18 protein-coding genes and 1 tRNA gene are annotated in these 19823 nt (G+C 33.4%); 12 read left to right on the top strand and 7 right to left on the bottom strand.

Translation table 11 applies throughout. The features are described 5' to 3' along the window. Positions 1-114: 114 nt before the first annotated feature. Genes BMY96_RS02670 through BMY96_RS02655 form a run of 4 tightly spaced genes read right to left on the bottom strand, consistent with a single transcriptional unit; the run spans position 115 to position 6827 of the window. The gene (locus tag BMY96_RS02670; RefSeq protein ID WP_092848689.1) at positions 115-3642 is read right to left on the bottom strand and encodes an efflux RND transporter permease subunit; all 3528 of its coding nucleotides are present in this window, start codon (positions 3640-3642) and stop codon (positions 115-117) included. 18 nt (positions 3643-3660) lie between these two features. Beyond that, a complete protein-coding gene (locus BMY96_RS02665; RefSeq protein WP_092848686.1) occupies positions 3661-4839 on the bottom strand; it encodes an efflux RND transporter periplasmic adaptor subunit in 1179 nt (392 codons plus the stop codon). Between the two features lie 40 nt (positions 4840-4879). Then, a complete protein-coding gene (locus BMY96_RS02660) occupies positions 4880-6220 on the bottom strand; it encodes a TolC family protein (protein WP_092848684.1) in 1341 nt (446 codons plus the stop codon). A 1-nt stretch (position 6221) separates the two neighbouring features. Then, positions 6222-6827, bottom strand: coding sequence for a TetR/AcrR family transcriptional regulator (locus tag BMY96_RS02655; protein ID WP_092848683.1), 606 nt, complete (start codon positions 6825-6827; stop codon positions 6222-6224). 125 nt (positions 6828-6952) lie between these two features. Between BMY96_RS02655 and BMY96_RS02650 the strand changes: the two genes are divergently transcribed. Together BMY96_RS02650 and BMY96_RS02645 are read left to right on the top strand one after the other, a co-directional pair. Beyond that, entirely contained in the window at positions 6953-7927 is a 975-nt protein-coding gene (locus BMY96_RS02650) for a polyprenyl synthetase family protein (protein WP_092848681.1), read from the top strand. A 39-nt stretch (positions 7928-7966) separates the two neighbouring features. Then, positions 7967-8317 (top strand): hypothetical protein, encoded by a 351-nt coding sequence (locus BMY96_RS02645; RefSeq protein ID WP_092848678.1) that lies wholly within the window; start codon positions 7967-7969, stop codon positions 8315-8317. Between the two features lie 5 nt (positions 8318-8322). Here the strand turns inward: BMY96_RS02645 and BMY96_RS02640 are convergent, their stop codons facing one another. Continuing rightward, positions 8323-8853: an alpha-ketoglutarate decarboxylase gene (locus BMY96_RS02640; protein ID WP_092848676.1), complete on the bottom strand. Its 531-nt coding sequence runs from the start codon at positions 8851-8853 to the stop codon at positions 8323-8325. A 156-nt stretch (positions 8854-9009) separates the two neighbouring features. On the opposite strand from BMY96_RS02640, the gene BMY96_RS02635 reads away from it, so the two are divergent. Both BMY96_RS02635 and odhB read left to right on the top strand, forming a co-directional pair. Beyond that, a complete protein-coding gene (locus tag BMY96_RS02635; protein WP_092848674.1) occupies positions 9010-11760 on the top strand; it encodes a 2-oxoglutarate dehydrogenase E1 component in 2751 nt (916 codons plus the stop codon). A 28-nt stretch (positions 11761-11788) separates the two neighbouring features. After that, the gene (odhB, locus tag BMY96_RS02630) at positions 11789-12994 is read left to right on the top strand and encodes a 2-oxoglutarate dehydrogenase complex dihydrolipoyllysine-residue succinyltransferase (protein WP_092848671.1); all 1206 of its coding nucleotides are present in this window, start codon (positions 11789-11791) and stop codon (positions 12992-12994) included. A gap of 508 nt (positions 12995-13502) precedes the next feature. Here odhB and BMY96_RS02625 read toward each other — a convergent pair. Continuing rightward, a complete protein-coding gene (locus tag BMY96_RS02625; protein ID WP_092848669.1) occupies positions 13503-14135 on the bottom strand; it encodes a response regulator in 633 nt (210 codons plus the stop codon). Between the two features lie 33 nt (positions 14136-14168). After that, positions 14169-14609 carry a retropepsin-like aspartic protease gene (locus tag BMY96_RS02620; RefSeq protein WP_092848666.1) on the bottom strand — a complete coding sequence of 147 codons (441 nt, stop codon included), beginning with the start codon at positions 14607-14609 and terminating at the stop codon, positions 14169-14171. A 67-nt stretch (positions 14610-14676) separates the two neighbouring features. Between BMY96_RS02620 and BMY96_RS02615 the strand changes: the two genes are divergently transcribed. The 8 genes from BMY96_RS02615 to BMY96_RS02580 all read left to right on the top strand — a co-directional run bounded on the left by BMY96_RS02615 (position 14677) and on the right by BMY96_RS02580 (position 19805). After that, positions 14677-15444 (top strand): TatD family hydrolase, encoded by a 768-nt coding sequence (locus tag BMY96_RS02615; protein ID WP_092848799.1) that lies wholly within the window; start codon positions 14677-14679, stop codon positions 15442-15444. A gap of 2 nt (positions 15445-15446) precedes the next feature. Continuing rightward, entirely contained in the window at positions 15447-16478 is a 1032-nt protein-coding gene (locus BMY96_RS02610) for an asparaginase (RefSeq protein ID WP_092848664.1), read from the top strand. Positions 16479-16549: 71 nt separating this feature from the next. Beyond that, a tRNA-Ser gene (locus BMY96_RS02605) sits at positions 16550-16637 on the top strand. Between the two features lie 75 nt (positions 16638-16712). After that, positions 16713-17480: a MotA/TolQ/ExbB proton channel family protein gene (locus BMY96_RS02600; RefSeq protein ID WP_092848661.1), complete on the top strand. Its 768-nt coding sequence runs from the start codon at positions 16713-16715 to the stop codon at positions 17478-17480. Positions 17481-17499: 19 nt separating this feature from the next. Beyond that, on the top strand, positions 17500-17931 hold the full coding sequence (locus tag BMY96_RS02595) for a hypothetical protein (protein WP_092848658.1): 432 nt from the start codon (positions 17500-17502) through the stop codon (positions 17929-17931). 3 nt (positions 17932-17934) lie between these two features. Then, a complete protein-coding gene (locus BMY96_RS02590; RefSeq protein ID WP_092848656.1) occupies positions 17935-18525 on the top strand; it encodes an ExbD/TolR family protein in 591 nt (196 codons plus the stop codon). Between the two features lie 17 nt (positions 18526-18542). Next, positions 18543-19019, top strand: a complete 477-nt coding sequence (locus BMY96_RS02585) for an ExbD/TolR family protein (RefSeq protein ID WP_092848653.1) — start codon at positions 18543-18545, stop codon at positions 19017-19019. Between the two features lie 93 nt (positions 19020-19112). After that, positions 19113-19805: a porin family protein gene (locus BMY96_RS02580; protein WP_092848651.1), complete on the top strand. Its 693-nt coding sequence runs from the start codon at positions 19113-19115 to the stop codon at positions 19803-19805. Positions 19806-19823: the final 18 nt, after the last annotated feature.

Below are 19823 nucleotides of genomic sequence, written 5' to 3'. Positions count from 1 at the left end.
ACAACTAAGATGGTTGTTTTAAGGTGTATTGCCAATTCTATAACATTGAGAAGTGACAATTTCTAGATTAAAGTCTCGATTTAAATAAAGAACTTACAATAAATTCAAATTAATCTAAACGTTTTTGTTTAAATTAAAAGTTTCTTGATCAATTAACTCGGTTTCATTTGAAACTCGATCTTTAAATAACCACATTTTAAATTGGGTTATAAGATAAAATAAAATTGGCACGACTATTAAAGTTAGAAACGTCGCTATAAATAATCCGTAAATAACGGTCCAAGCTAATGGTCCCCAGAAAATTACGTTGTCACCACCCATATAAATGTTAGCATCAAACTCACTAAATAAAGTAAAAAAGTTGATGTTTAAACCCGTTGCCAACGGAATTAATCCTAAAATCGTGGTAATTGCTGTAAGTAAAACAGGTCTTAAACGTGCTTTTCCTCCTTTAACAATTGCTTCCATTAAATCAGTTTTTCCTAAATATTGATCGGCTTCTAAATGGTAACTTAGTTTCTTTCTATCAATTAAAAGTTGCGTATAGTCTAGCAGTACCACACCGTTATTTACCACAATACCGGCTAATGAGATAATTCCCATCATGGTCATCATTATAACAAAAGAGCTTCCTGTGGCTACAATACCTCCAAACACACCTATTAAACTTAAAAATATAGCTATCATAATAATTCCAGGCTTCGAAACCGAATTAAATTGGAATATTAGTATAAAGAAAATTAAACCTAAGCCTGTAAAAAAGGCACCCATTAAAAAGGCCATTTGCTTATTTTGCTCTTCTATTTGCCCCGTATAATCGATATTTACATTATCTGGTTTTTGTGTAAACCCTTGCATTTCGTTTTGAATTTTAGCTACAATAGCCGCAGCATCTGTATATCCAGGTGCTAATGCAGAATATAACGTAACCACTCGCTTAACGTCCTTATGCTTAATAGCACTAAAACCAGAATTGTTGGTTTGTTTTGCAACCGTAGATACAGGAACTTCCTTTATTTGTCCAGAAGCCATATCTCTAAACGTTATTTTCTGATTAAAAATAGCACTAGTATTGTATCTATTCTCTTCATTAAAACGAACATAAATATCGTAATCTTCTCCATCTTCTTTATAAACACCTGCTTTGGCACCAAAAATAGAATTACGAAGTTGCTGCCCCACTTGTCCGGCGCTAACACCTAACTCACCTGCTTTTTTTCTATCAACCAAAACCTGCATTGATGGTTTTGATTTATTAACATCGATTTTTAGCTCATCAATACCTTGAATGTTTTTAGTATTAATAAAATCGCGCATGTTTTCTGCAGTAGCAATTAATTCGGTATAATCGTCACCTTCTAATTCTACGTTAATGGGATATCCTGCAGGAGGTCCTGCAGCATCTTTTTCAACCGAAATAGCAACTCCAGGATAAATGTCTTTTAAGTCTTCTTGAACCTTTTTAAGAAGTTCTTGACTATCTGCACCTTTCCTAAATTTGTATTCGCGCATGGTAGCTGTAATTTTTCCACGATGCGGCATTTCGGCAGCAGAACCACCATCGGTTTGCGGGTTACCAGCGCCTTCACCAACTTGCGATACCGCACTCTCGGTTAAGAAATTAAAATCACCGTCCATATAAGCTTCATCATTAATGATTTTATATACACGTTGTTCTATATCTTTTGTAATGGCGTTAGTTTTTTTAATGTCAGTACCTTCAGGATATTCTATATAAACTATAATTTGATTTGGCGTATTATCTGGAAAGAATTCTACTTTTGTGCGTTGGCTTCCTACAGATGCTCCAAAGCCCATAAAAGCTATTATTAGTAATGCAAAAGTGGTTATAGTGATTACGGCAGGTTTTCTTCCGCTTAAGGCAAAACGAAGTGATTTCTCGTAAATACGCTCCCATTTTGGTAATATTTTATTTTGAAATCCGTTTGCCCAATTTCGTAAAAACAAGCGGTAAACCCATAGTAGTATTACGGTTACAATCATTAAAGTTCCTAAACCTCGATAGGCACTTCCGGTTATTAATATTAATAATCCAAGACCTCCAGCAATAGCCGATATTTTTATAATGTTTTTAAGCGGCATATCTTTATCTTCAATGGTCATAAATTGAGATACCATAACCGAGTTAAAGAAAATAGCAACAAATAATGAAGACCCAAGAACTACGGATAAGGTTATTGGGAAATATTTCATAAACTGCCCCATTACACCAGGCCATAAACCAAGGGGAACAAAAGCTGCAACTGTTGTTAAAGTTGAAATGATAATAGGATATGCTATTTCACCAATTCCTTTTTTTGCGGCTTCAGTTCTGTTCATGCCTTCTTCGCTCATTAAACGATACACGTTTTCTACCACAACAATACCATTATCTACCAGCATACCAAGCCCCATAATTAACCCAAAAAGAATCATGGTGTTCATGGTGTAGCCTAAGAGGTCCAATATCATTAAGGACATAAACATAGACATAGGAATGGCAAACCCAACAAACAAGGCGTTTTTAAATCCTAAAAAGAACATTAAAACGGTTACAACTAGTATAATACCAAATATGATATTGTTAACTAAATCGTCTACCTGACCAATGGTTTTTGAAGATTGATCGTTGGCAATTGTAACGGTTAAATCTGGAGGAAAGGTGTTTGCAATAGCGTCTTTAACTATGGCTTGAATTTGTTCGGCAGCAGCAACCATGTTTTTTCCAGCTCGTTTTTTAACATCTAGCATTACCACTGGATGACCAAATTCGCGAGCGTAGGTAGTTTTGTCTTCGTCCTTAAAACGAACCACAGCAACATCCTTTAAATAAATAGGGTTGTTGTTTTCTGCCTTTACTACAAAGTTTTCAAGTTCTTTGGGCACGTCTATTTCCCCTATAATTCGTATGGTACGACGTTGTCCGCTAGTAATTAAATTACCTGCCGACATGGTCACGTTTTCTCTGCTTATGGTGTTTATAATATCGTCGAAACTTACTTGAGCAGCCATCATTTTGTAAATATCTACGGCAACCTCTACTTCTTTTTTTTGTGCACCACGAATATCTACTTGTTTTATTTCCTGTAGGCTTTCAATTTCATCTTCAAGAAATTCGCCATATTCTTTTAGCTTATCAATAGGGTAATCTCCAGAAATATTAATGTTAAGTATTGGAATTTCTTCAGACATACTTAAATCGAACACATTAGGTTCTACTTTAGCGCCATTAAATGTTGGCCAATCTTCGCCAGCAGTTTCCGAGTCTACTTCGTCTTTAATTTTCTGTTTTGCAGCGTCAACAGATATGTTTTCGTCAAATTCTACAATTACAATCGAATAATCCTCTTGCGATGTTGAGGTAATTTCAACAACATTACTTACCGTTTTAAGTTTGTCCTCAATAGGGTCGGTAATTAATTTTTCTATATCCTCGGCTGTATTACCAGGATAAATGGAGCTTATGTAAATTTTGGTTTCTTTAATTTCTGGGAAATTCTCTCTAGGCATGCTAAAATAAGCACCTGCGCCAAGGAATAATATAAGTGCAATTAAAACATACATGGTTGTTTTATTGTTAATTGCCCAAGAAGAAAAACCAAATTCCTTATCTACTTGTTTGTTTTTTTTATTTTTAGTCATTGATTTTGGTCTTTAATTTTAGTTTTCCTCTGCAATATCAAGAACTTTTACATCTTGACCATCTTTTACACTTCTAGCACCTTCAACAATAAGTTCTTCATTGTTCTCAATACCAGATAACACCTCAATATAATCACCTTGAGTTCTTCCGGTTTCAATAAACTCACGTTTTACTTTGGCTTTATTTTCAACTTTATTGGTAATGGTATACACGTATTGCTGACCTTCGGCATTTTCTGATATAATACTTTGTGGTATTAGTATGGCCTTTTGGTTGGTGTAATCGTTAATTTTAAGTTTTGCTGTAAGGTTTGGTTTAATGTCTTTATCTTTATTAGTAATAGCAACTTCTACCTTAAACGTACGGTTAGAAGGGTTTATAAAGTTTCCGGCTTGACGAACTTTAGCATCTATGCTTTTTCCAAGCACAGGAAATTCTACTTTAACTTCTTTGCCATTAACAATATCTGAAACATAACGCTCTGGCACTTCTGTTTCAATGTACATATCGTCTAGGTTTACAATTCTAAATAACATCGTTTGACCCGGACCAACAACACTACCTTGATCTGTAATAACATCGTCGATAGTACCCGAAAATGGTGCACGAACAACAGTTTTTGCGACTTGTTGTTCTAGTTGTTTTGTAGCTTCTAGTTGTCCTTCATAGGATGCTTTGGCTTGTAAAAATTGTATTTCGCTACCTATATTTTGTTCCCATAAACGTTCTTGACGCTCATAGGTTGTTTTAGCTAATTCGGTTTGAATTTTTAATTGTGCTAATTGCTGGCCTAATCCGCCATCATCAATTTTTGCTAAAATTTGTCCTTTGCTAACTTTTTGTCCTTCTTTTACATAAACATGAGTTAAAACCCCCGAAAACTCTGGGTAAATTAACAAGTTTTGTTTGGTGTTAACATTACCTTGCAATTCTACAAAGTGATTAAAAACAGCTTCTTTTGCATGAAAAGTTGTTATTAAAGGAATTTTTTCTTGAGGATCTAAGCTCTTAATGGTATTTTCTAATTGTTTTAGTTTTTCTGAAATTTCTTGAGCCGAAACTTCAAGTTCACTTTTTTTAGTTCTAATAAGTTCTAAATCGCCTGTAGCTATAATGTCTTCAACAGATTTTTTTCCTTCACCTCCACACGAGGTTAAAATAAAAGCACTTAAAAATGTTAGATATATATATTTCATGGTTGTTACGTTTATTAAATTCACTTAATTATGGTTGTGTTTATAGCCCTTGGTTTGTAATGGTTTCTAGAGCTACTTTGTTGTTTATAACATTAAGCATAGCTTGTAAAAACTCTTGCTGTGCGGTATAAAGTTGCGTTTGTGCTTGTCTTAACTCGAAACTAGAAGCAATACCTTCAAAAAATTTAGTTTGATTTTTTTTCTCGATACGTTCGGCTAGATTTAAGTTTTCTTTCTTAATGCTATATTCTTCAATAGCAAATTGATAGTCACTTTTTGCCGATGCTATTTGTAATTTTAATTGTTGTTCGGTTTCCGTTAGGTCGTCTTCGGCTTTTTCTAAATTTATTTTAGCACGTTGTATTTTAGAATTTGTTGCTCCAGAGGTAAAAATTGGAATACTTAATTTGGCGCCAAAAATACCGAAGCCATAATATTTTTGGTCGCTATCTAGAAAGGTAAACTCGGGGCTATAAGAGGCATATCCTCCAGTTAAAAAAGCACTAAGAGTTGGTAAGTTTTTGAATTTCTCTAATTTTAACAATAACTCCTTAGAGGTTTTATCGTTTTCGGCAATTTTATAATCTATTGTGTTTTCTATTGAAAACGGATTATTTGTAAACGCTAAATCGATATTTTGGGCTGTTAACGTTTCTAGATTATCTGTTAGTACCGTTTCGTTTTCAATATCTAGACCTAGTGTAATATTAAGCATTTGGTAGGCTACTTTTTTTAACCTAATACTGTTGTTTAAGGTACTGTTAATGGTAGATAATGTTATTTTTAGCTGTTCTACACTTTCTTCTTCCTCTAAACCGTTCTCATAAATTTTAGTGGTTTCGTCAAGGTTTTTTTGCAAAGCCAATTTGTTGCGCTCTAAAATAGTTACGCTTTCTTCGGTTAGTAAAACATTACCATAAGCGTTAACTACAGCTTTTCTAACCTCTAAATCTGTTTTGGTTTTAGCGTTTTTAGATATCTCTAAATATACTTTTGCAGATTGTAAGCCTACTATATAAGAACCATCAAAAAGTAATTGGCTTAACGTTGCAGAACCTATTAAGCTTTGTTCTAGTCCTAAAGCTATTGCCGTATATTCGCCTTCTGGACCGCCAAAAGCAGAAGCCTCAACAACTTGTAGTTGCTGTTTTATGCTATTTTGGTAATCTACTGCGGCATTAAGTTGAGGTAAACCTGCCGCTGTTGTTTCCCATTTTTGTTGCTTTGCAGCTTCAATATCTCTGCTAGCGTTTTTAGCTGTTCTATTATTTTCTAAGGCAAAAGAAATAGCTTCTTCTAACGAAAAACGCTGTTTGGTTTCTTGTGCAATAGCTGTAATAGAAACTAATACGCTAAAAATTAATATTAGTTTGTTCTTCATTTTATGATTGATTTGATGTTATAAATTTATTTAAAGTTTGGAAGCCTTTTTCGGTAACAATGGCTCTTAAGTGATATTCCAGATAACTTTCCATTAAGTATTCCATTGAGAACAACTCTGATGGAAAAATAGTGCCATCTTTAATACCTGTCATGCCGTTAAAATACATTCTGGATATAAACGCTATGTCAATATTAGGACGAAATAACCCAGTATCCACACCTCTTTGCAGGCTTTTACTAACGGAGTCGTGCATTTTTTCAAATTGTTTTAAATGAAGTGTAGCATATATTTGCGGATAGTATTTTTTTAATTGAAATTGGGGCGACGATTTTTCGCTTTCTAGATGATGCATTACAAACATCTTTATATCGTATAATTCCTCTATTGGGTTTGTAGAGTTGGTGCATATATTATCAATACCGTTACATATTACATCGAAAACAGAAAATGAAACAGCTTCAACTAATTTTGTTTTGTTAGCAAAATGGACATATATCGTTTTTTTCGATATACCCATTTCATGAGCGATATCGTCCATCGTGACGCTTTTAAACCCTAGGTTTAAAAACAAGTCGGTTGCTTTTTTTACTATTTTTTCTCTCATAATTGGTGGCAAAACTACAACAGGAAACTTTAAAAACCTAAAAAGTTTCCTGAGTTTTAATGTTTTTTTAACATATCCTTTACATTGGGGTTTTTAATTATAATGAATTACCCTATTTTTGCTTGATGCTTTCAATAGAAAAATACCAAGAAGAGTTTATCGCGTATTTAGATAACTTTTCTACATGCAAAGAGCCTAAAAACTTATATAATCCTATAAACTATATTTTAGGTTTAGGAGGGAAAAGGCTTCGTCCTGTTTTAACCTTAATGACTGCCGATATTTTTTCGGGTACTTATAAAAGTGCCTTAAATGCGGCTTTAAGTATAGAGGTGTTTCATAATTTTTCGTTAGTTCATGACGATATTATGGACGATGCCCCTTTACGCAGAGGTCAAAGTACGGTGCATGAAAAATGGGATGTTAACACCGGGATTCTTTCTGGCGATGCCATGTTAATTATGGCCTATCAATTATTTGAAAATTACGAACCTATAGTGTTTCAGGCATTAGCAAAGTTGTTTAGTAAAACAGCGTTAGAAGTATGTGAGGGTCAGCAATACGATGTCGATTTTGAAATTAGAAACGATGTTACTATTACTGAATACTTAAAAATGATAGAGTATAAAACTGCGGTTTTAGTTGGAGCAGCCATGAAAATGGGCGCTATTGTGGCTAAAGCATCTGTTGAAGATCAAAATAATATATATGAATTTGGACGTTTTTTAGGTATTGCGTTTCAATTGCAAGACGATTATTTAGATGCTTTTGGCGATCCTAAAACCTTTGGAAAACAAGTAGGAGGCGATATTATAGAAAACAAAAAAACCTATTTGTATTTAAAAGCTTTAGAGTTTTCTAATGAAAGCGATCGTAAAGAGTTAAGCCAATTATTTGCATCTAATCCAGACGATGTGACTACTAAAATTGAAGTTGCAAAACAGTTTTTTGTTTCTACAGGATCTGCCGATGCAACTAAAAACGCTATACAAGAGTACACTAAAAAAGCCTTTACGGTATTAGAGTCTTTAAATATTGCGGAAGATAAAAAGCAGTTGCTAAAATCTTTTGGAAATAATTTAATGAACAGAACTGTTTAATAATCAAATGTTGTTTCCTGTTAATTGGGAATCTTGTTTATGAAATTACCAGATACTTTCGAAAATTTAATTGAACAAGCCAATCAATTAGAGTTGTATAAAAATTTGATTCTGCAGTTAAATAAAGATTTTCTTTTAGCTAATATAGATTTGGATTTTCATGAGGACATTTTACCATCAAGTTTAAAATTGATGCTTCACGAAACGGTTTATAAACTCATTCAAGAAAAATTTACCGACTATTTAAGCTTGCTATACATTATAGATGTTCCGGAAAAACAAGTAAAAGCTCTAAATGGCGATGATATTTTAAAACTCTCGGAAGAGGTTTCCTTTTTAATATTAAAACGCGAATGGCAGAAAGTGTGGTTTAGGAATAATTATGCCTAAAACTATTAAAAATAAAACCTAACAAAAGGCGCCCAAGGATCTGCGTAAATACTTTTTTTGGTGTCGTATAAAACATCGTACCTTATACCCAATGTAACGTTTCTACTTCTATAACCGGCTCCTAAATACAGCGCCGGAATCCAATAATTATCTGTAGGAAGGTCAATATTAGTATTGTAACGGCGGTTAACATTAAGTTGCTCAAATTCGGCAGAAAGTTGTACTTCTCTTATTACATTATATAATGCTACTACGCTTCCGCCCAAAATAGTAGACTTATAAGCATTTTTTTGATTATTAAAGGTGGCATTTAATCCTAATCCTAACGAAAAATTATTGTCAAATTCATAAATAGCACTTGGTGCTACCGTAGCACTAAAAAAGCCATCGCCAAAATTTAAACCTAAACCTCCACCAAATCGTACGTGGTCCCAGAAATTGGATTGAGTATCTTGCGCCGTAATATTTAGCGAGTAAAATAAAAGGAATGCGAAAAGAAAGACTATTTTTTTATTTATTAAAAGAATTGAATTCATACCAGCGTTAAATCTTTAAAAAATTAACAAAATTTTAAGCATATTCGTTAATTGAATATTATTTGCTATAAATATAGTTAAAGAAACATCTAATTTTAGTAAAAGTTGTATTTTTGGTGAATATTTTGATTAAACTATACGGGATTAAAAATAACAATGGATAAATTTTCATTTCTAAACGCAGCACATACAGCATTTTTCGCTGATTTATACGAGCAGTATCAACAAAGTCCAGATTCAGTCGAGCCAAGTTGGAGAGCCTTTTTTCAAGGTTACGATTTTGGTAGTGATAATTATGGATTAGAAGGTGAAATTGTTGAAGGTGTTTCTACTCAAATACCAGAACATGTTCAAAAAGAATTTCAAGTTGTAAGATTAATTGATGGTTACAGAATGCGAGGGCATTTGTTTACTAAAACAAATCCAGTTCGCGCAAGACGTACTTATCAACCAACTTTAGAAATCGAAAATTTCGGCCTTAACGCAAACGATTTAGATACCGTTTTTAATGCAGGCGATATTTTAGGAATTGGTGTTAAAACCCTTCGTGAAATTATTGTTCATTTAGAAAAAATATATTGTAGTTCTATAGGAATTGAATATATGTATTTGCGTAATCCAGAGGTTATTGCATGGTGGCAAGAACAATTAAATAAAAATGACAATCAGCCAAATTTTTCGGCTGAAACTAAAAAATATATCCTTTCAAAGTTAAACCAAGCCGTTACTTTCGAAAACTTTTTACAAACTAAGTATGTAGGGCAAAAACGTTTCTCTTTAGAAGGTGGCGAATCTTTAATTCCAGCAATTAGTAATGTGCTTTTTTATGCCGTTGAAAAACATGGTGTTAAAGAGTGTGTACTGGGTATGGCACACCGTGGGCGTTTAAGCACATTGGTTAACATTTTTAGAAAACCTGTTAATGAGCTTTTTAGCGAGTTTGATGGTAAAGATTTTGAAGATGCAGATATTGATGGCGATGTAAAGTATCACTTAGGGTTAACCCTAGATAAAACATACCAAAACGGTAAAAATATTAAGATGAATTTGGTTCCAAATCCGTCGCATTTAGAAACCGTTGCACCTGTTGCTGAAGGTATTACTAGAGCAAAAATTGATAGCGATTACGAGGGCGACGATTCTAAAATACTTCCAATTATTGTGCATGGAGATGCCGCAATTGCAGGACAAGGTATTGCTTACGAAGTAGCCCAAATGAGTCAGTTATCTGGTTATAAAACTGGAGGAACTGTACATATAGTAGTAAATAATCAAATTGGATTTACAACCAATTATTTAGATGCACGTTCTAGTACCTATTGTACAGATGTTGCAAAGGTTACTTTATCGCCAGTAATGCATGTAAATGCAGATGATGCCGAAGCAGTAGTTCATGCTGTTGAAATGGCCTTGGAATACAGAATGCGTTATAAGAAAGATGTGTATATCGATTTATTAGGGTATAGAAAATATGGTCATAATGAAGGTGATGAGCCTCGTTTTACCCAACCAAAATTATATAAGGAAATAGCTAAGCATGCAAATCCTTTTAAAATTTATGCCGATAAATTAATAGCAGAAAACACTATTGATCAGGCGTATGTAGATAAAATTATCGCAGATTTTAAAGATACTTTAGAAAGTGAGTACACAAAATCTAAAAAGGCAAAATCATCTAAAGTTCGCGAGTTTATGCAAGAACGTTGGAAAGATTTTGAAAGACAAGGGGTAGAAGAGATGTTACAATCTGAGGATACTACCTATGCTAAGGAGAAATTAGAAAGTATCTCTAAAGTAGTATCAACCGTACCCGAAGGTGTTAAGTTTTTACGAAAAGCAGAACGTATTCTAGCTGGTCGTGAAAAAATGGTTTTTGAAACCGATACCTTAGATTGGGGAATGGCCGAAACTTTAGCGTATGGAAGTTTGCTAGAAGAAGGTTTCGATGTTCGTATCTCGGGACAAGATGTCGAGCGTGGTACATTTAGCCACCGTCATGCCATTTTACGCGATGAAATTTCAGAAGAACGTATTAATCTATTAAATACTAATCCAGAGAATAAAGGGGAAATGTATATTTACAATTCTTTTTTATCAGAATACGGCGTATTAGGTTTCGATTATGGATATGCCATGGCAAACCCAAATACATTAACCATTTGGGAAGCGCAGTTTGGCGATTTTAGTAATGGTGCCCAAATTATATTCGATCAATATTTATCGGCTGCCGAAGATAAATGGAAAGCTCAAAACGGTATAGTTGTTCTTTTACCTCATGGTTATGAAGGTCAAGGATCCGAGCACTCATCGGCAAGAATAGAGCGTTACCTACAATTATGTGGTGACGATAATATGATTGTGGCAGATTGTACAACACCTGCAAACATGTTCCATTTACTACGCCGTCAAATGAAACGCAGTTACAGAAAACCATTAATCGTTTTTACTCCTAAAAGTTTATTACGTCATCCAAAAGCTGTTTCTAGTATAAAAGAACTGGCTTCTGGCAAGTTTGAAGAAGTTATAGACGATACTATTAACCCTAAAAACGTTAAAAAATTAGTGTTCTGTACAGGTAAATTCTACTACGATTTGTTAGCCGAAAGAGAAGAATTAGGTAGAGAAGATATTGCCTTAGTAAGAATAGAACAACTATTCCCGCTACATTTAGAGAAAATCCAAAGCGTTATTGATAAATATCCTAATGTAGAAAATTACGTTTGGGCACAAGAAGAACCTAAAAACATGGGGGCATGGAGCCATATGTTACAACGTATGGATTTGGTTAAGCTAGAAGTAGCTTCTAGACCTTACAGTTCTGTACCAGCACCAGGTTCTAGCACTAGAGATAAACGTAGACAACGCCGTGTAATCGATACGGTTTTTGGAAACTTAGATAAAAAATAAAATTCAGATACAATTAAAATTATAAAAAATGATTTTAGAAATGAAAGTGCCTTCTCCAGGCGAATCTATTACAGAGGTAGAAATAGCAACTTGGTTAGTAGAAGATGGTGATTATGTTGAAAAAGATCAAGCTATTGCCGAGGTAGATAGCGACAAAGCAACACTTGAGTTACCAGCCGAAGTTAGCGGAATTATTACGCTTAAAGCGGAAGAAGGTGATGCTGTCGAGGTTGGAGCTGTAGTTTGTTTAATTGATACAAGTGCAGAAAAACCAGCAGGAGGTGAGGCTCCAAAAGCTGAAGCTAAGGTTGAAGCACCAAAAGCTGAGGTGCCAAAAGCAGCCGAAACTAAAACGTATGCTACAGGTACTGCAAGTCCTGCAGCGAAAAAAGTTTTAGCAGAAAAAGGTATTGATGCCTCTACAGTTACAGGAACCGGTAAAGCCGGACGCGTAACTAAAGAAGATGCGGTAAACGCAGTGCCTTCAATGGGAACTCCAACAGGAGGTAGCCGTGGTACATCTAGAAGTAAAATGTCTATGTTACGTCGTAAAGTAGCAGAACGTTTGGTAGAGGTTAAAAATACAACGGCAATGTTAACTACGTTTAACGAAGTTGATATGTCGCCTATTTTTGCTTTACGTAAAGAATATAAAGAAACCTTTAAAGCTAAACATGGTGTTAGTTTAGGGTTTATGAGCTTCTTTACACTTGCAGTAGTTAGAGCATTAAAAATGTATCCAGCAGTAAACTCAATGATTGATGGTAAAGAAATGTTATCATACGATTTTTGCGATATTAGTATTGCCGTTTCAGGACCAAAAGGACTAATGGTACCAGTAATTCGTAATGCCGAAAACTTAAGCTTTAGAGGTGTTGAGTCTGAAGTGAAACGTTTGGCATTACGTGCTAGAGATGGTCAAATTACGGTTGATGAAATGACAGGAGGTACATTTACAATTACCAATGGTGGTGTATTTGGAAGTATGTTATCTACCCCAATTATTAATCCGCCACAAAGTGGAATTTTAGGAATGCACAATATTGTAGAGCGTCCTGTTGCTATTGACGGTCAGGTTGTAATACGTCCTATTATGTATGTTGCGTTATCTTACGACCATAGAATTATTGATGGTAAAGAAAGTGTAGGCTTTTTAGTTGCAGTTAAAGAGGCATTAGAAAACCCAATAGAACTATTAATGAATAACGATGTTAAAAAATCATTAGAGTTATAGTATTAAATAAATTAAATAAAAAAAGGTGTTACAATACTATTGTAACACCTTTTTTTTGGTCGAATGTTTTGGGACAAACTAGATCACACTAACTAAAACATAATATAAGATTTATTGCTACTACAATAACGGCTAAAATACTTAACCCTATAATAATACATTTATTTAGAGTATTGTTTTCTTTTTCCATTTGGGAATCGAACATGTTCTTTAGGTTTTAAATTTATTTTAAAACTCTGCACCAATACAGTGCAGAGTTTCTAAAAAATTCTCTCTCAAAAGAATTAATTAATAGCACTGTAAAAGTAATACGATTGGTGTTTAAAAAAAATACGCAGTTATACGTATTTTTAAATTGAAGAGGCATTTTATAAAAAAAACCTTTAAAATGCGAAAGCTCTAGACTATTACAATCTAGAGCTTTCTTTAATTCTCCCTAAGAACTAATTAATAGCACTGTAAAGATAAGACATTTAATTCTTACAAAAAATAAGCACTTCTACGTATATTATAAAAAATCTTTGTTTAGTGTTGCCCAAATGGATAATGATGTGGGTCTGTTATCTAGTTTAAGCTTATGTACAATATTGCTTCGGTGCTTATCAACAGTTCTAATAGAAATAGATAACTCGTCGGCGATGTCTTGGCTCGTTTTATTTTCAGCAATAAGTTTTACTATTCTTAATTCAGATTTGGTAAGTAAATCTAGGGTTTCGGGTTTGTTTTCTAAGGTGCTACTTTTTAAATACGAGGCTATTTCTTCGCTAAAATAGGGTTTGCCTATAACTACCTGACTTATACAGGTTTCAATTTCTTCAATAGCAAACTCCTTTAAAATATAACCGTAAACGCCGTACTCTACTGCTTTGTCGTATAATTCTTCTTCTTTATCAAAAGTTATTAGAATAACTTTAGTGCCTAATTCGTTTCTTTTGCAATCTTCAGCAATTTCTAACCCCGTTTTATATGGCATTCTAATATCTAAAATAGCAATAGTGGGTTTTAGTTTAACAATAAGGTTGTATGCTGTTTTGCCGTCTTCAGCACTACCAATTATATTAAACCCTTTGGAGGTTAAAAAATCGGTTAAGCCTCTAAGCATTAGCGGGTGATCATCGGCTATTACAATTGTAGTATTCATTTAGTATAGAGAGAGCGTTGGTTTGCTATTAATTTATAACTTTAAATATAGATATTTCTTTTCGTAATCTATGATTGCTTTGCCTTTTTTTAAAATGTCTGCACCTATAATACCATCAACAGGTTTAGAGTTGTGGTTAGTAAGTGCCATGTTTACGTGTGTAAGGTTAAATAAGACTAAAACAACCTTATTATGTTGCCATTTACCAATTTTTAATTTGTTTTTTCTTGATGTTTTAGTTTCCATGTCTATAGCACCAGCACCAGCAGCTTTAATTAAAGAGTCTTCAGCTATAAGATTAAAGGTTTCAACGCTTTCAAAACCTACGCAAGAATTAGATGCTCCGGTATCTAGTATAAACAAACCTTTCTTTCCATTAATTGTAGCTTTAATTTCAAAATGATTGGTCTTGGTAAAGTGCAACTTAACTTTTGTGTACCCTTTTTTCTCAAGAAATTCTTGCAACAATTCCATCTTATTAGTTTTAAACAAATATAATCCTATAAAAACAATTATTTTTACATTATATAAATTAATGACTTTGATAATTACAGACACACACACGCATTTATATAGTGAAGCCTTCGATGAGGATAGAGACGATATGATTAAACGCGCTATTGCACAAGGCGTTTCTAGATTTTTTATTCCTGCTATAGATTCAACTTATACCAAAGCGATGCTTCAGCTTAAACAGGATTACCCTAACCATGTGTATTTAATGATGGGATTACACCCTACACATGTTAAAGATAATTATAAGGAAGAGCTAAAGCATGTTGAAGAGATGCTTGCATCTCGAAAGTTTTATGCTGTTGGAGAAATAGGTATTGATTTATATTGGGATAAGTCAACTTTAAATATTCAAACAGAAGCATTTAAACATCAAATACAACTTGCAAAACAGTATAAATTACCCATTGTTATTCATTGTAGAGAAGCTTTTAATGAAATTTTTGAAGTTTTAGAAAGTGAAAAAGGAGACGATTTATTCGGGATATTCCATTGTTTTACAGGAACATTGGAGCAAGCGCATAAAGCTATTTCGTATAATATGAAGTTAGGTATTGGTGGAGTAGCAACTTTTAAAAACGGTAAAATAGATCAGTTTTTAAATGAAATTCCCCTAGAGCATATCGTATTAGAAACGGATTCACCTTATTTATCACCAGTGCCTTATAGAGGAAAACGAAACGAAAGTGCATACATTATAAAGGTTTTAGAAAAGCTTTCGGACATATATAATGTATCTTTAAAAGATATAGCGAAAGTTACAACCACAAACTCTAAAAAAGTTTTTAAAATTTAGGCATGACAAAATCTAAGGTAAAAATACTGCTTATATACACAGGTGGTACTATAGGTATGGTTAAGGATTTTAAAACGGGAGCATTAAAAGCTTTCAATTTTAAAAATCTATTAGATAGAATCCCAGAGTTACAACTCTTAGATTGCGATATCGATACCGTGTCTTTTAAGAATCCAATAGATTCTAGCGACATGCAACCAAAATATTGGGTGGAAATTGCCGAAATTATCGAAACCAATTATCAGGGTTTTGATGGTTTTGTTATCCTTCATGGTAGCGATACTATGAGTTATTCGGCATCGGCACTAAGTTTTATGCTCGAAAACTTAGCAAAACCAGTAGTGTTTACCGGGTCGCAGTTGCCAATAGGAGACTTAAGAACCGATGCTAAAGAGAACTTAATAACATCTATTCAAGTAGCTTCATTACAACACCAAGGCAAACCTGTAGTAAGAGAGGTGTGTTTGTATTTTGAATATAAACTATATCGAGGTAATAGAACTACTAAATTGAATGCTGAACATTTTCAGGCATTTGTATCCTCAAATTATCCAGATTTGGCCGAATCTGGAGTGCATTTAAAAATTAATACAGAGCATTTATTACAAACAAACGGAGCAAGACCACTAAAGGTTAATAAAAATCTAGACGAAAATATAGCGGTTGTAAGGTTGTATCCAGGTATATCGAAAACTATTTTAGAAACTATTTTTAGCGTACCTAGTTTAAAAGCGGTTATTATTGAAACTTTTGGGGCAGGTAATTGTACTACCGAAGCCTGGTTTATTGGTTTGTTAAAAGAAGCTATATTAAAAGGTATACATATTATAAATGTAACACAATGTGCAGGCGGAAGTGTACTAATGGGACATTACGAAACAAGTAGGGCCTTAAAAAAACTAGGTGTGATAACTGGAAAAGATATGACAACCGAAGCAGCCATTGCAAAACTGATGTATTTGTTAAGTAAAAATATTTCTGCTAACACATTCAAAACCAAATATGAAACCGCTTTGCGCGGGGAATTGTCTTAAAAATAACTATAAATATTTTATCCTTTAAAGATTTTTTTGTTATTTGAGCCCCGTAATTAAAAATTGATTATAGAGAGGTGGCCGAGTGGCTTAAGGCGCACGCTTGGAAAGCGTGTATATGTTAATAGCGTATCGAGGGTTCGAATCCCTTCCTCTCTGCTGATATTTTTTATTTTTAATTGCTTTTTTTTTATATCTTTAACACTTTAACTAATAAAATTAAGATCGTACAACATGAAAAGATTATTTTCTATCCTAGCCATAACTTTAATGGTGGCATTCGGAACTGCTAATGCAACTACAATTGCAAACACTAGTACTGCTGTAACAACGGTTACAACAATGACACAAGACGAGGCGCCAGCTGCAGAGCTTTCGTTTCATCAAAATTTAAAGAAGCGTTTTATTGAAGGGGGTGCCGGATTTATGGGTATTGTACTTTTATGTTTAATTCTAGGTTTAGCAATTGCTATTGAAAGAATTATCTTTTTAAACCTTTCTACAACAAATACAAAAAAATTAGCTCAATCGGTTGAAGATGCATTATCTTCTGGAGGCATTGAAGCAGCAAAAGAAGTTTGTAGAAATACTAAAGGGCCTATTGCTTCTATTTACTACCAAGGTTTAGATAGAACTGACGAAGGTATTGAAGCTGCTGAAAAAGCTGTAGTAGCTTATGGAGGCGTTCAAATGGGACAATTAGAGAAAAACGTATCTTGGATTTCTTTATTTATCGCATTAGCACCAATGCTTGGTTTCATGGGAACGGTAATTGGTATGATTCAAGCCTTCGATAAAATTGAGGCAGCAGGAGATATGCAACCATCACTTGTAGCAGGAGGTATTAAAGTAGCACTTTTAACAACTGTATTTGGTTTAGTAGTAGCTATTATACTTCAAATTTTTTACAATTACATTATTGCTAAAATTGATAGTATCGTTAATGATATGGAAGATGCTTCTATTACGTTAATGGATCTATTAATCAAGCATAAAAAGTAATAATTTAAAAAAATAAAAAATGGGTTTACATAAAATTTTAAAAATAGTGGCTTTCGCATTAGCTATTATTGGAGCAATATTTGTTCTATTAATAATAGCTGGAGATGATGAATCTGCTTTAAGTATGAGTGGGAACTTACTCTACGTTGCCTACGCTGTACTAGGAATAGTATTAGCTTTAGTAGTGATATTTGTTATTAAAGGTTTATTTGCTGGCGATATTAAAAAGACACTATTAACGGTAGGAGCATTTGCCGCAGTAATATTTATATCTTACGCAGTATCTTCTGGTACAGATCTAGATTTAAAACCTTTTACAGATAAGGGTATGGATATAGATGAAGGAACCTCTAAAACAGTAGGAGCTGGATTGTATGCATTTTATGCATTGGCTGTAGTAGCTATAGGATCTATGTTACTAGGTGGAGTAAAAAAAATCTTAAATAAATAAGTTATGGCAAAAAGAGCAGCACCAGAAGTAAATGCAGGCTCAATGGCCGACATTGCTTTCTTATTACTAATATTTTTCCTTGTAACAACTACTATTGAAACAGATTCGGGAATTAACCGTAAACTTCCTCCAATGGAAGAATCTGAAGAAGATGTAGTCATCAAACAAAAAAACATCTTTACCGTATTATTAAATGGTCAAGATCAGTTACTTGTTGAAGATGAAATCATGGAACTTAAAGATTTAAGACAAGCAGCCAAAGAATTTTTAGATAACGGAGGAGATAAGTCTTGTACGTATTGTAAAGGCGCAAAAGATCCTGCATCATCTGATAATCCTGACAAAGCCATTATTTCCTTAGCTAATAATAGAGAAACAACTTATAAAACCTATATATCGGTTCAAAACGAATTGGTAGCGGCTTATAATGAGTTGAGAAATGAAAGAGCCGAGACTTTATATAGCATGTCCTTTGAACAAATGGAAGCGGATTATAAAGATGTAAATTGGCCTGGAAATAAAGAAAAGCTTAAAGTGAAGATAGACAAGATAAAAGCTGACTATCCTCAAAAGCTTTCAGAAGTACAAGAATAATTTAACATTTATAAAACATGTCTAAATTTAACAAGAAAAAAAGTGGCGAGATGCCGGCGGTTAATACAGCATCACTTCCTGATATTGTATTTATGTTATTATTCTTTTTTATGGTAGCTACAGTAATGAGGCAAAACACTTTAATGATTGAAAATAACTTACCGTTTGCCGATCAAGTTGAAAAGCTAGATAAAAAAGATTTGGTAATGTATATTTATGCAGGTAAACCAAGCGAAAATTATAAGCAATATGGAAATTCAGCAAAAATTCAATTAAATGATAAATTTGCTGATGTTAAGGAAATTGCATCCTTTATTGCCGCAGAACGAGCTTCAAAGCGTGAAGAGTTAGTGCCATATTTAACCACAGCTTTAAAAGTTGATAGCGATGCTAATATGGGATTAATAGGTGATATCAAACAAGAGTTACGTAAAGTTAATGCTCTTAAAATAAATTATACCACGAAAAAAGGTAGTGTACTGGGTAACAATTAAACTCTTACATTCTTAATTTTATAAAAAAGGCGTTTTGATATCTCAAAACGCCTTTTTATTTTATTTACTTTTACTAATAAATAATATTCGTTAATGAAGTATTGTATTTCTATTTTACTTTTTATTGGTGCTTCTAGCTTTTGTTTTGCTCAAGATAGTACCGAAAAGGTAGTTGATTCACTTTATAAAGAAGACCAGTTTTATGCAGGTATAACATATAACTTGTTAGGCAAAAGTCCCGATGGTCTTAGTCAAAGTGGATTTTCATTAGGTTTCCATTTAGGGTTTATTAGAGATATGCCTATTAATACCGACAGGAATATAGCCATTGGTATAGGGCTAGGCTATTCTGCAAACTCCTTTAATCAAAATTTATTAATTTCGGCTAATGATGCAAGTGGTTTCGACTATAGTATTCTAGATGATAGTTCTAATTATTCTAAAAATAAATTTTCTACCCATTTAATAGAAGTTCCTATTGAATTTAGATGGCGTACTTCTACACCAACCGAATATAATTTTTGGCGCATTTACACCGGGTTTAAGGTAAGTTATGTGTTTAGTAATACCACGAAGTATTTAGGAGATACAGAGGATTTAAAATATAATAATATTGACGATTTTAACACATTACAATATGGTTTTACATTAAGTGCCGGTTATAGCACCTGGAATTTTCATTTATACTATGCTTTAAATCCTATTTTTAACAAGAATGCTACTATTGATGGTGTTGTATTAGATACCAATGCCATTAAAATTGGTTTAATGTTTTATATACTCTAAACTAATTGAAAGATAAAC

The sequence above is a fragment of the Algibacter pectinivorans genome (assembly GCF_900112595.1).
In the GTDB taxonomy this organism is placed as follows: Bacteria; Bacteroidota; Bacteroidia; order Flavobacteriales; family Flavobacteriaceae; genus Algibacter_B; species Algibacter_B pectinivorans.
This window is presented reverse-complemented; position numbering and strand designations above follow the sequence as displayed.

Bases quoted from the DNA above. Each gene is read 5' to 3' on its own strand.
- BMY96_RS02670 (WP_092848689.1), bottom strand. From the start codon at position 3,642: ATGACTAAAAATAAAAAAAACAAACAAGTAGATAAGGAATTTGGTTTT.
- BMY96_RS02665 (WP_092848686.1), bottom strand. From the start codon at position 4,839: ATGAAATATATATATCTAACATTTTTAAGTGCTTTTATTTTAACCTCG.
- BMY96_RS02660 (WP_092848684.1), bottom strand. From the start codon at position 6,220: ATGAAGAACAAACTAATATTAATTTTTAGCGTATTAGTTTCTATTACA.
- BMY96_RS02655 (WP_092848683.1), bottom strand. From the start codon at position 6,827: ATGAGAGAAAAAATAGTAAAAAAAGCAACCGACTTGTTTTTAAACCTA.
- BMY96_RS02650 (WP_092848681.1), top strand. From the start codon at position 6,953: ATGCTTTCAATAGAAAAATACCAAGAAGAGTTTATCGCGTATTTAGAT.
- BMY96_RS02645 (WP_092848678.1), top strand. From the start codon at position 7,967: ATGAAATTACCAGATACTTTCGAAAATTTAATTGAACAAGCCAATCAA.
- BMY96_RS02640 (WP_092848676.1), bottom strand. From the start codon at position 8,853: ATGAATTCAATTCTTTTAATAAATAAAAAAATAGTCTTTCTTTTCGCA.
- BMY96_RS02635 (WP_092848674.1), top strand. From the start codon at position 9,010: ATGGATAAATTTTCATTTCTAAACGCAGCACATACAGCATTTTTCGCT.
- odhB (WP_092848671.1), top strand. From the start codon at position 11,789: ATGATTTTAGAAATGAAAGTGCCTTCTCCAGGCGAATCTATTACAGAG.
- BMY96_RS02625 (WP_092848669.1), bottom strand. From the start codon at position 14,135: ATGAATACTACAATTGTAATAGCCGATGATCACCCGCTAATGCTTAGA.
- BMY96_RS02620 (WP_092848666.1), bottom strand. From the start codon at position 14,609: ATGGAATTGTTGCAAGAATTTCTTGAGAAAAAAGGGTACACAAAAGTT.
- BMY96_RS02610 (WP_092848664.1), top strand. From the start codon at position 15,447: ATGACAAAATCTAAGGTAAAAATACTGCTTATATACACAGGTGGTACT.
- BMY96_RS02600 (WP_092848661.1), top strand. From the start codon at position 16,713: ATGAAAAGATTATTTTCTATCCTAGCCATAACTTTAATGGTGGCATTC.
- BMY96_RS02595 (WP_092848658.1), top strand. From the start codon at position 17,500: ATGGGTTTACATAAAATTTTAAAAATAGTGGCTTTCGCATTAGCTATT.
- BMY96_RS02590 (WP_092848656.1), top strand. From the start codon at position 17,935: ATGGCAAAAAGAGCAGCACCAGAAGTAAATGCAGGCTCAATGGCCGAC.
- BMY96_RS02585 (WP_092848653.1), top strand. From the start codon at position 18,543: ATGTCTAAATTTAACAAGAAAAAAAGTGGCGAGATGCCGGCGGTTAAT.
- BMY96_RS02580 (WP_092848651.1), top strand. From the start codon at position 19,113: ATGAAGTATTGTATTTCTATTTTACTTTTTATTGGTGCTTCTAGCTTT.